Here is a 13,126-nt window from a genome sequence, read left to right on the forward strand (position 1 = left end):
CATGCTGCCGGGATGGCAAGTAGCGCTGTCGCCTGCCTGGCCCCGAGCAGCCGGCAACCTCCTGGTCGCGTGACCAGGGCAGGCGCTCCTTCATGCACGCAGCCTTTATATTGACACTGTCAATATAAACGGGTATCTTCCGATTAAATGTTGACATCGTCTATATGGAGTAAGCGATGAGCACGAAAATCCCCCGCAGTAAGGAAAACGACTACACACCGGAGATGATTGCCGAGCGCCAGACATTTCTGGAAGACAAGGCCGGCACTACGCTGCATCACACCAAGGGTTTTACCTTCGACCCCGAGAGCATGGCGGGCAACTGTGAACAACTGTTCGGCGTGGCTCAGGTGCCCATTGGTGTCGCGGGCCCGCTGGTGGTAAATGGTGAGCACGCCCAGGGTGATTTTTACGTCCCAATGGCAACGATCGAAGGTACGTTGGTGGCAAGTTATAACCGTGGTATGCGAGTCATCCGCGAGAGCGGCGGCGTCACCACCACTGTTATGGGCGAGGCGATGCAGCGTGCACCGGTATTCATGTTCAAGAATGCGCGCGATGCCCGCGACTTTGGTAACTGGGTTCGCGACAATTTTGCGGCGATCAAGGCCCAGGCGGAATCCACCACCTCAGTGGGTAAGCTGCTGGAGATCGAGCAGTACCCGGTACACAACATGGTCTACACGCGCTTTGACTACAGCACTGGCGACGCAGCGGGCCAAAATATGACTGGCGGTGCCACATTCGTAGCCTGTGAGTGGATTCGGGCCAACTACCCCAAGCTGCGCACATACGGTTTGTCCGGCGGTATGGACACCGAAAAGAAGACATCGTTTGTAAACTCCCTGAAAGGGCGGGGTCGGAAGGTGACGGCGGAAATTACCATCCCTCGCCAAGTGTTGTCGGATGTACTGCGGACGACGCCTGAGCACTTGCGCAATAGTACCGGTGTGAATACGCTGGCTGCTTTTCTTACTGGCGCATCCAATAACGCGGCACACCCGGCCAATGGCCTGGCGGCCCTGTTTATGGCGACGGGCCAGGACATGGCCAACATTGGTGAGGCAAACCAGTGCTCCGTGTACAGCTATGTGAACACCGCGGGCGATCTCTATTATTCCGTGACACTGCCGGCATTGATTATGGCGACTTACGGTGGCGGTACCGGCCTTGCCACGCAGCGCGAGTGCCTGGAGCTAATGGGCTGTTACGGGAAGGGCAAGGCTTACAAGCTGCTCGAAATCGCAGCCGGGTTGGTTGTGGCGGGGGAATTGTCACTTGTCTCCGCCACCAAGACCGACAAGGAAACAGGGACCAATGAATGGGTGGACGCCCACGAGAAACTCGGCCGTAACCGATAAGCGAGATCAATGATGAGCAAGGCACAGCAAGCCCCGATGTTTGACCTGACCCTGAGTGAAGAGCAGCTCATGTTCAGGGATACCCTGCAGCGACTGGCGGACAACGATATGCGGGCTCTGGCAAAGTCCGCGGATGTTTCAGGCGAGTCGCCGGTCGGTTTCTATGCCCAGGCGGCAGAACTGGGGCTGACCATGTTGCCCATCCCAGAGGCACTCGGCGGTTCGGGTATGGGCCGTAGCCCGGTGTCCAATGCACTGATTATGGAAGACCTTGCCCGGGGCGATATGTCACTGGCGCTTGGCGCTGTGATGCCTCAGGCTTTCGTTAATACACTGCTGGACCAGGGCAGTGATGCGCAGCGCGAGCAGTATCTGCCGAAGTTCTGTGAGGGTGTGTTTGTGCCCGCGACGACGGCATTGCTGGAACCCAGGGCGACCTTTGATCCTGAGCAGCTGGCCTGTACTGCCCGTCGAACCGAGAGCGGTTATGTACTCAACGGTAAGAAATGCATGGTGCCGCTGGGCCTTGACGCCGAATTGTTGCTGGTGATCGCCAGCGTGGAGGGTGAGGGCGCGGCCGCGTTTATCGTTGAAGGCACGCCTGAGGGCATGACGCGCGCAGCGGAAACCCATATGGGCCTGCGGTCTTTGCGACTGGCCTCTCTGGAATTCACTGATGTGACACTGCCTGCGGAGTCGATTCTTGGTGCCGGCGAGTTCGACCTGCAGCGGTTTGTCGACTTGTCGCGGATAGGCATTTGCGCGCTCGCAGTGGGCGTTGGACAGAGCGTACTCGACTACACCAAGGTCTACGTTAATGAGCGAGAGGCCTTTGGCGAGCCTATTAGCAACCGCCAATCAGTGGCTTTTAAGGTCGCTGATATGGCGATCGAGCTGGAAGCCATGCGCCTGATGACCTGGCGTGCCGCATCGCTGGCAGAGCAGGGCAAGGCGTTTCACGAGCAGGCCTATCTCGCCAAAGTTGCCTGTGGTCGATATGCCATGCAGATAGGCACCGACGGCGTACAGTTGCTGGGCGGTCACGGTTACTGTCGTGAGCACCCGGTGGAAATGTGGTATCGCAATATGCGATCAATTGCCTTGCTTGACGGCGTAGCGAGTGTATAGGAGGAAGAGCCATGATCCAGCTTGAGTTGTCTGAACAGCACCAGAAGCTTTATGAAAATGTGCGCTTGCTGGCGGAGCACATGATGCGCCCTTACTCGCGCAAATATGACCGAGAAGAGCACACCTACCCGCAAGAAATGGATGAAGTGGTAAAGCTGCTTGAGGCAGGCAGGTCCGGCGGTTCCGGTGACGCCCGCCAGGAACACCCCGCTGATGAAACCGTTAACGGTGGCAACATGGGTGCTGTCATTGGTTTGCAGGGGCTTGCCTGGGGCGATCTTGGTTTATTCCTCGGCATGCGCACCAATGGGCTGGGTAACGCCGCCATTAACGCAGTAGGTACGGCCGAGCAGCGCGAGAAATACGGCAAAAGTTATGCCGCCATGTGTATTACCGAGCCTTCCACGGGCTCTGATTCGGCCAACATATCAACCACTGCGGTGCGCGATGGTGATGAGTGGGTGCTCAATGGCGAGAAGATTTACGTCACCGGGGGCGAGTTCAGTGACACCCTGGTGGTGTGGGCAACCCTCGACAAGTCTCTGGGCAAGGCCGCCATAAAATCCTTTATTGTAGAGAAGGGGACTCCCGGCTGCGAAGTAACGCGCCTGGAGCATAAGATGGGGATTCGGGCCTCGGATACGGCGGCTATTAGTTTCGTCGATTGTCGTATTCCTATGGAGAACCTGCTGGGTAGCGCCGAAATTGCCGCAGATGCGGCCGGCCGCAAAAAAGCGTTCGGCGGGGTTATGCAGACGTTTGATAACACCCGCCCGCCGGTAGCGGCTATGGCGCTGGGCATCGGCCGCGCGGCCCTTGATCTGGCGCGTGAACTGTTAGCCGAAGAAGGTGTGGAGCTGGACTACCGGGAAAAACCCGACAATGTCGGTGCCATCAAGGCAGAGCTTTATAAGATGGAAGCCGAGTGGGAAGGCGCTCGTCTGCTAACTCTCAAAGCCGCCTGGATGGCTGACAACAGCCAGCCGAACTCGGTGGAAGCATCGATGTGCAAGGCGAAGGCGGGTCGCATGGGTAATGAGGTTGCTCTGCGCTGTGTGGAGCTTTGCCAAAGCCTCGGTTACAGCGAGCAACACCTGCTGGAGAAGTTCGCCCGTGACTCCAAGATCGTTGATATCTTCGAGGGCACGCAGCAGATTCAGCAATTGATTGTGGCCCGGGGGGTGCTGGGTAAATCGTCTAGTGAACTCAAGTAATCGCAGCGAAGCGTAGGCTATTCGTGCCTGGTCAGGGTCAGGTCGCTTTGTCTGGAGTGCCCCTGATCCGTCCAGTCTGTCACGTCAAGATGACAGATCACCGCCGCGCCATCTAAGGCGTGTGTAGCATTGACGCTCATATGAAAGGTTAGATCGCCCTCGCTTGTTGTGCATGTGTACATGTGGGAGAATTGACCGAGCTGTCCGCTGATTACATCACGAATCGCGTCGCCGATTAATTTCGCCTCATCGAGCTCTGCATTGTCACAGACCTCGAGATAGTTAACGCCCTCCGCGACGCCCATCGACATGGGAGCACCATTGCGTCTCGCGAAACTGTCCCAGGCGGCATTCGTGAAAATAATATTTCCACTGCGATCAATCAGAGCAATATTCCCGGGCAGTTTGCTGATGACCGCTGCCAGTAATCGATGGCGTCTCACGATACTCATGTCTTGTAGACCGATAATGACGCCAAAGCGGGACTCCTTAGGTTGCCGATAGGGTGTTATCTGGCAGATCAGGTACCGACCCCGTATGCATTTGATCCTGCGTTCCAACGCCACACCGTGAGTTATGACTTCGCCGATGTCCTGCTGCAGACCGGGGTAACTGAGTAAGTTTTCCAGCGCCAGGAAATTATCACCTATGTGGTCTTGGTCCAGCAGAAAATACTCTGTGGCAGTGCCGTTGTAATCGAGCAGGCGCATGTTCTGATCCAGCAGAATCTTCGCGTCGTTTCCAGTCAGCATCAGGCCACGCCATATGGGCGTGAGCTTTTGCTCCTGATCGGATTCGGGCTGTTGAGGGCCTACTTCGAACGCTGGACTCCGTTCCAGCTCCTCCTCGAGCATGGCACGGCACAATCTCAAGGCATCATAGTGTTGGGGGGTCAGTGCTGTAATGGGGGCGCGGCTGGCAATGTTCAGTACACCAATGTTGTGACCGTCCGGCGCCTTGATCGCTTGTCCTATATAGGAGCGAATCTTCATTGGACCGGTGACTGAGGTGTTGGTGTGAAAACGTGGGTCTTCCAGGGTGTCTGGCACAATGAGCGGCTCTTCGCTGAGAAGTGCGTGGGCGGCAAAGGCAAAGTCCCGGGGGCGTTCGCTCCCTTGGTCAACGAAACCTACACTGGCTTTGAACCAGACCCGATCTCGATCGACAAGCGCAAAGGAGGAAACCGAAGCGTCAAAAACGATGCCCGCAAGGCGAACTATACGTTCGTAGCGTTCTTCGTTCTGGGTGTCCAGAATGTGCAGCTTATCCAGCGACGCTAGTCTGGCATCCTCGTTGATCGGGCGAGCGGGAGTCTTCATGGGCGGCTTCGCAGATCACAGTTGGTATAGCAAATGGGTGGATACATGCTCGGACATTGTAATTAGGCGCCGGAAGTGGCCAATCCTTGTTCACCAATTATCAAGATAACGATAGCTCACTATCATCGATATGCAATGTCAGTTCTACGGTGCGTTTTGTTATTAGGTGCCATGGGCTGCGGGCTCAGTGACTTAGGGACCGCTGTATCTGGGTGGCCCAGGCATTGCAGTGGCGATAGCAGGGCTCGTAGTGCGCCTTGGGAATCAGGTAGGTGAGTTGCTCGAATTCACCGGCTTCGTAATGCGCTACTTCACCGACGACCTGCCCCATTGGCCCGCTCTTATCAAGCAGCGCATCGCGGATCTCCTGATTGAGCGGTAGTTGGTCGACAAGCTCGTCCATGGGGATTTCTGCGATGAGATCGAGATTTGATAGCAAGCCGGTGAGGAAATAGGTCAGCGGTTGGTCCCTGTCCGCCATCTCTGCGAGTATCTCGCACATCCTAGCGCGGATCAATGATGCTCGGAAGAGTTCCGTGGGTTGCCCAGGCGCGGTTTCCAGCAGAAATAGGCTTACCCAGCGCTGCAGCTGCTGAACGCCCAGAAGGTTTACCGCGTGGGCGAGTGAATCCACTTCGCGACTCAGGCTCAGAGCCGCTGAATTGACCATCCTGAGAATCTTGAAGGTGAGGCCTGGATCGTTGAGGACGATGGTTTCAATGTCGCTGGCATTGGTGGAATCGTCGCGTAGCGCGCTGAGTAACTGCAGAAGCGTCATCCTGTTGTTACTGAGTTGACCACCGCTGGCGCAGTCCGGTTTATCGAGAAGAATTCCGGAGAAGAAGCAGTAGCCGAGTTCCTGGAGGGCCAGGAATTCCTCATGGCCGGGTACGTTGTCTACAGCTAGTTCAAGGTCGTACTGTTCTGCCACCTGGGCGATTTTTTGGGCGCCCTGTATGCCCTGTGCGCCGTATTGTAGTTTGATGATGTGGGCTTGCTGCAGCCAGGAAACCGGGGGTGGTGGATGTGCATCAGAGACTTCTAGGGCAAGCCGGTAACCTGCGTCTGCGAGACGTTGAAACACGTCCTGGATATCGCTGTCCTGGGCTTGCAGGGGGCTCAGAACAGGCACGAACAACTCTGTCGAGAGTCCCGGGGGCAGCGCGCTGGCAAGTTGTGCCGGCAGAAAGATCGGCGCTGGACGTTGCGCAGGTCCTTCGATGAGATCGCTGTATTCTTCGTTGATCAGTTCGATGGTGGCGAGCCTGGAGTGCCGGTCCTGGTTGGCTTCGAGCAGTGGTTCGATGGCAGCCAGTTCTAGATCGCTCGCATAAATGGCGCGCATGGCCAGTAGTGGTGCAGAGTCAGGCATGGGAGGATATATGCGATTCATAGGGTGCCGTGGTGCCTTCAGGACCGTATATCCAATTATGATTGGCGTCGCGAATGAACTCCAGAATGCGCTCATTGCTCAACATCCGCTCATGGATCATCAGGCCATTACCCTTGTTTAACTGGCTGACAACGACAGCCTTGTCGTGTAGGTCGTTGAGCAATTGAACTTTCATCAGGCTCTCGTTATCGGGGGTCGCATCATTCATCGATGCCAAGTCAACTTCTTCCTGAATCGTAGCCAATTGCTCTTCTATCTGAAGCAGTGAATGAAAATAGGTCTGTTTGCGCTCTGCGATCCTAAGAAGTTGCTCGCCGTCAGGGTTGATCCTGCACAACTCAGAACGCTCTTGGGTAAGAATATCTTCCAGAGCAGTTAACTCGTTACATTTGGCACTAAGCGCCTGCAAGGCACTGTCAGATTGCGAATCCATTGCTTACTTTCCTTTGAAGTTGTTGATCAAGCCCTCAGCTATCCTCTCCGGATTGATTTGCAAACGTCCTTCGACGATAGCCTGACGTACCTCGTTAACTCTCAGACTGCTGACGTCGAAGCTGGAGTCGCTGAGTTTCTGCTGCAGTTCGCTGGATAGCTTGGCACTGGTCGAGCCGGTACCGGGAGTACCGCTGCTTAACTCGCGAGCCGGTCCTGCCTTGCCTTGATTGTTTAGGGGTAAGGGCACCGGTGGGCTGGTGTTGTTAATCTTCATTGTCGCGGCCTCTACATTTAAAGGGTTCTAAAGTGACTATCGGCGAGACTGGGAAAGACTTTAGGCTATTGCGTTTGGCGCTCTAGTGGGACTGGTTGCTAACTAGAAACTGACTTTTACCACGCCCTCGGGGCTCAGTCGTCCGGCGAGTAATTTGCTGCCTTCGGTGCGCACATTCACCAGGTCGCCGGCGTGACCTTCTTGTAAGGCTTCGCCCCGACCACTGATTCTGAAACCGCTGCCAATAATCTCGTAGAACACTGGCTGGCCACGCCTGACCAGTAGAGCCTGCTGTAGATAGGCGCGCTTGATAATCCCGCCACGCTCTATATTGCGCGCTGCCATTTTACCAATGGCATCAGATGGTTCTGAAAATGTAGATTCGATCATGGATGTCAGCTCGCCCTTGCGGACTTCTAGCATCGCGGGTGTCACCAGCGTGCCCTGCTTGATCGACGTAGTAGCCACCAGATACGCGCCCTGAACATTGATTTGGGCGGGAAGAAAGACCGTTCGCTCTAGAGCGCCCTGGCATTGCAGGCCCACGAAAAGCCGGCCATTAGCATTGAATTTTTTGCTCTGCAGAAAGGCAACCGGGTTGGCGCAGTCACTAAGATCGTGGCGACTGGGAAGCAGTGTGGCAGAGACACTGGTGCCGACATGGGCTAATTCCGTCTCAATGTGCTCTCTAGCAATGGTGCGTGGATCGTTCGCCGGGATGTCCGTTGCGCTCGCAGCCAGCGCGGCTGTCATGGTCATCGCCAGGTAGAAGGAGAGCGCCACTACACAGGCGATTGCCGAGGAGGCTCTGCCTTTATATATACAAACGGTTGCGCTCATGGCTGACTACCGGGGCGGTTGATTATGCTTCGCAGTGTAAGCGCATTAAGTACAGGGAAAGGCTGAGATAGCGACATAAAAATGCCGTTTATCCACGCATTGTTATCGGCAGATTCGGCCTAAGCTTGAGTCGTAGTGATGAGTGGTGGGAGAACGGCAATGTACGACAAGCTCAATGCAATGTTTCAGTTTCATGAGCAGAATCTGGGTTTGCGGCACTACAGGCAAACCCTTTTGGCAAACAATATTGCCAATGCAGACACGCCAAATTACAAGGCGACGGATATCCGTTTCTCCGACGCTTTGTCCAAAGCAACCGACAACTCACATGTTTCCAGACAATTCGCGCACCCGGTGCGACAAGTAAAGGGACATATAGCACTCGAAACTCCTGTCCAAACCTCGTTCGGAAATAGCGACCTGCTCTATCGTATTCCGAGCCAGGCCTCGATCGATGGCAACAGTGTGGATATTGATCAGGAGAGAGCGGAGTTTCTTGATAACTCGGTTCGTTATCAGGCAGCGTTGACGCTGGCCAACAGCTATCTGAAAGGGCTGAGAACAGCCATGCAGTCGGAATAGCGTAATAAGGCAACGGTAGAGAGGTGAGTACGATGTTCTCCATATTTAATATTTCCAGTTCTGCCCTGGCAGCACAATCTCAGCGCCTGAATGTGGCCGCTAGCAATATGGCCAATTCCGGTAGCGTTGCCGGCCCCGGTCGAGAGCCTTATCGGGCTCGGCATCTCATCTTCGAAAGTCAGGCTGGCGGCATGGGAGGGGTGCAAACGGTAGGAATTGTGCACAGCAACAAACCGTTTGCCTCAGAGTATCGTCCCGATCACCCGCTAGCCGATGCTGAAGGCAATATCCGCAAGCCGAATGTGGAGCCGGTCCATGAAATGGTCGACATGATGGCCGCATCCAGATCGTATCAGGCGAGTGTCGAAGTCATGAATACCACCAAGCAGCTGATGCTCAAGACACTCACTCTGGGAGAGAACTAATGCCTATAGCCAGTGTGTATGACAGCAGCGTTCTTGCCAGTGTTAACCAGACTGATCAGCAGCCCACCCGTGGTGAGGCAGATGCAATAGGAGCGAACTTCATGACATTGCTGGTGGCCCAGCTGCAGAACCAGGACCCTCTCAAACCTCTGGAGAATACCGAGCTAACATCTCAACTGGCGCAAATTAATACAGTAAGCGGCATTGAAGAGTTGAACCGTACCTTGCAGGACATCGACAGCCAGATCAATGCCGGTCAGCAACTGCAGGCGTCTATGTTGATTGGTCGCGGTGTCATGGTGCCTGGTAATACGGTACTGGTGGGGGATCAGGGCGTGACCACGCCGTTTGGCATTGAGCTGACAGAGGCGGCGGAGTCGGTGACAGTCGAGATTGTCAGCGAGGCTGGCGAGGTGGTTCGCAGTCTGGAGCTGGGTCCCATAGAGGCAGGCTTACGGACCTTAAACTGGGACGGCCAGCTGACCAGTGGAGCCCCGGCACCGCAGGGCGCCTATGAACTTCGCGTCACAGCACGCGGCACCGGCACCCGAACGGTACCTACTGAATTAACGGCTTTTGCACTGGTTAACGGTGTATCAATCGACCCCTCAGGCGAGCCCTTGCTCGATCTTGGTGGGCTTATGGAGCCGGTGTTGTTGAGTGAAGTGAGGCAGATTCTTTGATCGAGTAACAGCTGGCAAGCAGGCCAGCGGGAGAACAATAGTATGGGATTTTCACAAGCGTTAAGCGGTTTGAATGCCGCTGCCACCAACCTGGATGTGATTGGTAACAATGTTGCCAACTCCCAGACAGTGGGGTTCAAGGCCGGTCGGACGCTGTTTGCTGATGTCTACGCCGGAGCTCAGGCAGGGCTGGGCGTCAAAGTAGCTGCGGTGCAGCAAACATTTACTTCGGGTACGCTGGAGAGCACCGGGCGCAATCTCGATGTAGCGATCAGCGGGTCCGGCTTTCTCCGGTTCGACCAGAATGGCCAGACGGTGTATTCGCGCAACGGTCAGCTCAACATGGATGCCAATGGCTACATCGTCAATGCCCAGGGTGCGAGGCTCACTGGCTTCCCTGACGGCAAAGTTGGTGGCGACCCGGAAGCTATCTTCATACCCTCTGGCGGGCTGGAGGCCTCTGCAACCACATCCGTGAGCGCCACGCTTAACCTAGATGCGGCGACGCTAGAAATCGATCGTCTTGGAGTGCCGTTTGACGCGACTGACGACAGCACTTATTCCTACACGAGTAACGTGACTATTTATGACTCTCAGGGCAACGATTACGCCGCGACGCTGTATTACACCAAAACGGGCGACAACACCTGGGAGGTTCGCGTTGGCAGGGATGGAGAGATTGCCACTGCCGCGGGCACGCTTAACTTCGATGCCAACGGCTTGCTCAGCAGTACTGCCGGTCTTGACAGTTTTGAGTTCTCTCCCGGTGGTGGTGTTACTGATCTTGATATGGCTCTGCAGTTGGACGGTACCACGCAATTCGGCAATGACTTTGAACTTACTGCATTGGGCCAGGACGGATACACCTCGGGCAGTTTGGTCGGTATTGCGATCGACGAGTTGGGTAATGTTGTGGGTAATTACTCCAACGGCCAGACCCGGGTGATATCCACTTTGGTCATTGCCAACTTCGCCAATGCAGAGGGCTTGGAGCCTGTGGGTGACAATGCCTGGGCTGAAACGACCTCCTCTGGCCAGCCGATTATTGGCGCTCCCGGAGTGGGGCTGGCCGGCACTGTGGCTTCGGGCGTGGTGGAAAACTCGAATGTCGATCTGACCCGGGAGCTGGTTAATCTGATTATTGCGCAGCGTAATTACCAGGCTAATACCCAGACCATTAAGGTTCAGGATGAAGTTCTCCAAAGTGTGGTTAACCTGAGGTAATAAACCGTGGATAGAGTGGTATATACCGCGATGAGTGGTGCGCAACAGTCTTTGAATGCGCAGGCAGTCATCAGCAACAACCTGGCAAACGTAGCGACAACAGGGTTTAGAGAGCAACTGCTTGCGTTCCGTTCAGTGCCGGTAAACGACAACTCTACCCTGGGTAGCCGCGTTTCGGTGATCGCCCAGACGCCGGGCTCCGAGTTTAGACCCGGCCCTGTGCAGTACACTGGTCGTACCCTGGATATTGCCATGAAAGACAATGCATGGCTGGCGGTGCGTGGCGCTGACGGCACAGAAGCCTATACACGTCGCGGTGACCTGCAGGTTGATGGCAATGGGCAGTTAACCGCAGGTGGCTTTGTGGTGCTTGGCGATGGCGGTCCGGTGCAGTTACCGCTCGGGGCTGATTTATTCATTGGTGAGGACGGCACCTTCAGCACGCTCGGCAGCGGTGAAGATCCGGATGCAGTGACCCAGGCAGGTCGACTCAAGCTTGTGGATGCATCCACGGCTGTTTTGGTCCGTCAGGCAGACGGCCTGTTCAGGCCCAAGACAGGAAGAATGTTACCCGCCAGCGAGGAGGCCAGAATCGCCACTCAGTCGCTGGAGGGTAGCAATGTAAGTGCCGTTAAAAGCATGGTGGAGATGATGAGCTATGCACGGCTGTTCGAAATGCAGATGCAGGTGATACAGAACGTTGAAAAGAATGATCAGCGTGCCGCCAACCTGCTGTCGCTGCGCTAACACAATAAACAGGTATTAGCATGATCAACTCATTGTGGACATCGAGAACAGGCCTGGAAGCACAGCAGGTACAGATGGACGTCATTGCCAACAATTTGGCGAACGTATCGACCAACGGTTTTAAGCGATCGCGAGCCGTCTTCGAGGACCTTCTGTATCAGACGGTGCGCCAACCTGGCGCAGACGCAACCAGTCAGGACACTATTCCCTCGGGCCTGCAGTTGGGTACCGGGGTAAGGCCGGTGGCTACCGAACGGCTGCACACCCAGGGAAGTCTGCAGGAAACTGGCAACTCCCGCGACCTGGCGATTAACGGCAAAGGCTTTTTTCAGGTGCTGATGGCCGATGGCAACACCGCGTTTACGCGCGACGGTAGCTTCCAGGTCGATGAGAACGGTCAGTTGGTAACAGCGTCCGGCTACCCGATTGAACCTGCCATTCTTATTCCGGAGAACGCGCTATCGCTTTCTATCAGTCAGGACGGCATCGTGTCTGTGGTTACGCCGGGAAATGTGAACAGTAACCAGGTGGGACAATTGTCGATAGCCACCTTTGTCAACCCAGCTGGTTTGCAGGCCATCGGCGAAAACCTCTTCGTAGAGACGACCGCATCCGGGACGCCAACAGAAAGTAACCCCGGCCTCGATGGCGCAGGTCGTATTTATCAGGGCTTTGTAGAGACCTCTAACGTGAATGTTGTGGAGGAGATGGTGAGTATGATCCAGACTCAGCGAGCATATGAAATTAACAGTAAAGCTGTACAGACCAGTGACGAAATGCTGGCTAGGCTCACCCAGCTCTAAAGCGATGAGATAACAAATGATGAATAGGCACAGTAATACATTGTTGATCGTGTCACTGCTCGTGTCCAGTTGTGCGCAAGTGCCCGGTAGCCCGCAGCCGGATAACTTTCCCAAGGCTGAAATACAGCAGCCGGAGGCCCCGGTTGCCGATGGATCTATTTATCATGATCGGGGTGTCTACATGCCCTTGTTTGAGGATCGCCGTCCGCGTCGCCCGGGCGACATCATCACGATTGTTCTTAATGAACGGGTGAGTGCAAGCAAGAACTCTTCCGCTCAGGCGAGCCGCGAGGGGACTGGTGCACTGGTAACCACTGCGACGCCGGAGGGTCTTGAGGAGTTGAATCGCTGGGGCTTTGATATCTCCGGGAGTAGTGAGTTTGCCGGTAGTGGTGGCGCCCAGGCCAGCAACCGGTTAACCGGGACGATAACCGTGACCGTTGCCGATGTCCTGATCAACGGCAACCTACATGTCGTCGGCGAAAAAAGAATACTGATCAACCAGGGTGCAGAGTTTTTGCGTTTTTCGGGTGTGGTCAACCCCCTTTCAGTGGACGAGGATAATTCAGTGAGGTCGTCGGAAGTGGCTGATGCCCAAATCGAATACACCGGCAAGGGATATATTTCAGAGGCACAGCGTATGGGCTGGTTGCAGCGGCTGTTCAACAGCGTTTCACCTTATTAATTCGTCGCTCGCT

Annotated in this window: 15 protein-coding genes; 10 read left to right on the forward strand and 5 right to left on the reverse strand. The window is 55.3% G+C overall.

The features are described 5' to 3' along the window. The first annotated feature begins 176 nt into the window (after positions 1-176). The 3 genes from BST95_RS07250 to BST95_RS07260 are packed head-to-tail and all read left to right on the forward strand — an operon-like array spanning position 177 to position 3,703. Positions 177-1,361 carry a hydroxymethylglutaryl-CoA reductase gene (locus tag BST95_RS07250; protein ID WP_084198714.1) on the forward strand — a complete coding sequence of 395 codons (1,185 nt, stop codon included), beginning with the start codon at positions 177-179 and terminating at the stop codon, positions 1,359-1,361. A 9-nt stretch (positions 1,362-1,370) separates the two neighbouring features. After that, positions 1,371-2,489, forward strand: coding sequence for an acyl-CoA dehydrogenase family protein (locus BST95_RS07255; RefSeq protein WP_205737343.1), 1,119 nt, complete (start codon positions 1,371-1,373; stop codon positions 2,487-2,489). 11 nt (positions 2,490-2,500) lie between these two features. Continuing rightward, entirely contained in the window at positions 2,501-3,703 is a 1,203-nt protein-coding gene (locus BST95_RS07260; protein WP_102106198.1) for an acyl-CoA dehydrogenase family protein, read from the forward strand. Between the two features lie 17 nt (positions 3,704-3,720). Here BST95_RS07260 and BST95_RS07265 read toward each other — a convergent pair whose 3' ends face one another. From BST95_RS07265 to flgA, 5 genes are all read right to left on the reverse strand, one after another. Next, on the reverse strand, positions 3,721-5,022 hold the full coding sequence (locus BST95_RS07265; RefSeq protein ID WP_084198715.1) for a GAF domain-containing protein: 1,302 nt from the start codon (positions 5,020-5,022) through the stop codon (positions 3,721-3,723). A gap of 184 nt (positions 5,023-5,206) precedes the next feature. Further along, entirely contained in the window at positions 5,207-6,394 is a 1,188-nt protein-coding gene (locus tag BST95_RS07270) for an EAL and HDOD domain-containing protein (RefSeq protein ID WP_169843875.1), read from the reverse strand. Beyond that, entirely contained in the window at positions 6,387-6,848 is a 462-nt protein-coding gene (gene flgN, locus BST95_RS07275; RefSeq protein WP_084198717.1) for a flagellar export chaperone FlgN, read from the reverse strand. The genes BST95_RS07270 and flgN overlap by 8 nt, the downstream gene beginning before the upstream one ends. A gap of 3 nt (positions 6,849-6,851) precedes the next feature. After that, the gene (flgM, locus tag BST95_RS07280; RefSeq protein WP_084198718.1) at positions 6,852-7,124 is read right to left on the reverse strand and encodes a flagellar biosynthesis anti-sigma factor FlgM; all 273 of its coding nucleotides are present in this window, start codon (positions 7,122-7,124) and stop codon (positions 6,852-6,854) included. 102 nt (positions 7,125-7,226) lie between these two features. After that, positions 7,227-7,964, reverse strand: a complete 738-nt coding sequence (flgA, locus tag BST95_RS07285) for a flagellar basal body P-ring formation chaperone FlgA (protein WP_084198719.1) — start codon at positions 7,962-7,964, stop codon at positions 7,227-7,229. A gap of 159 nt (positions 7,965-8,123) precedes the next feature. On the opposite strand from flgA, the gene flgB reads away from it, so the two are divergent. The 7 genes from flgB to BST95_RS07320 are packed head-to-tail and all read left to right on the forward strand — an operon-like array spanning position 8,124 to position 13,113. After that, positions 8,124-8,546, forward strand: a complete 423-nt coding sequence (flgB, locus tag BST95_RS07290; protein WP_084198720.1) for a flagellar basal body rod protein FlgB — start codon at positions 8,124-8,126, stop codon at positions 8,544-8,546. A gap of 32 nt (positions 8,547-8,578) precedes the next feature. Next, positions 8,579-8,971 (forward strand): flagellar basal body rod protein FlgC, encoded by a 393-nt coding sequence (gene flgC, locus BST95_RS07295; RefSeq protein WP_066057638.1) that lies wholly within the window; start codon positions 8,579-8,581, stop codon positions 8,969-8,971. Then, the gene (locus BST95_RS07300; RefSeq protein ID WP_084198721.1) at positions 8,971-9,654 is read left to right on the forward strand and encodes a flagellar hook assembly protein FlgD; all 684 of its coding nucleotides are present in this window, start codon (positions 8,971-8,973) and stop codon (positions 9,652-9,654) included. Before flgC ends, BST95_RS07300 begins: the two co-directional genes overlap by 1 nt. A gap of 42 nt (positions 9,655-9,696) precedes the next feature. Beyond that, complete coding sequence (gene flgE / locus BST95_RS07305; protein WP_084198722.1) at positions 9,697-10,878, forward strand: flagellar hook protein FlgE; 1,182 nt, start codon at positions 9,697-9,699, stop codon at positions 10,876-10,878. Positions 10,879-10,884: 6 nt separating this feature from the next. Continuing rightward, a complete protein-coding gene (locus tag BST95_RS07310) occupies positions 10,885-11,625 on the forward strand; it encodes a flagellar basal body rod protein FlgF (protein WP_084198723.1) in 741 nt (246 codons plus the stop codon). A gap of 20 nt (positions 11,626-11,645) precedes the next feature. Continuing rightward, a complete protein-coding gene (gene flgG, locus BST95_RS07315; protein WP_066057650.1) occupies positions 11,646-12,428 on the forward strand; it encodes a flagellar basal-body rod protein FlgG in 783 nt (260 codons plus the stop codon). Positions 12,429-12,444: 16 nt separating this feature from the next. Beyond that, positions 12,445-13,113 (forward strand): flagellar basal body L-ring protein FlgH, encoded by a 669-nt coding sequence (locus BST95_RS07320; protein WP_197484274.1) that lies wholly within the window; start codon positions 12,445-12,447, stop codon positions 13,111-13,113. Positions 13,114-13,126 lie beyond the last annotated feature (13 nt).

The sequence above is a fragment of the Halioglobus japonicus genome (assembly GCF_001983995.1).
Lineage (GTDB): Bacteria > Pseudomonadota > Gammaproteobacteria > Pseudomonadales > Halieaceae > Halioglobus > Halioglobus japonicus.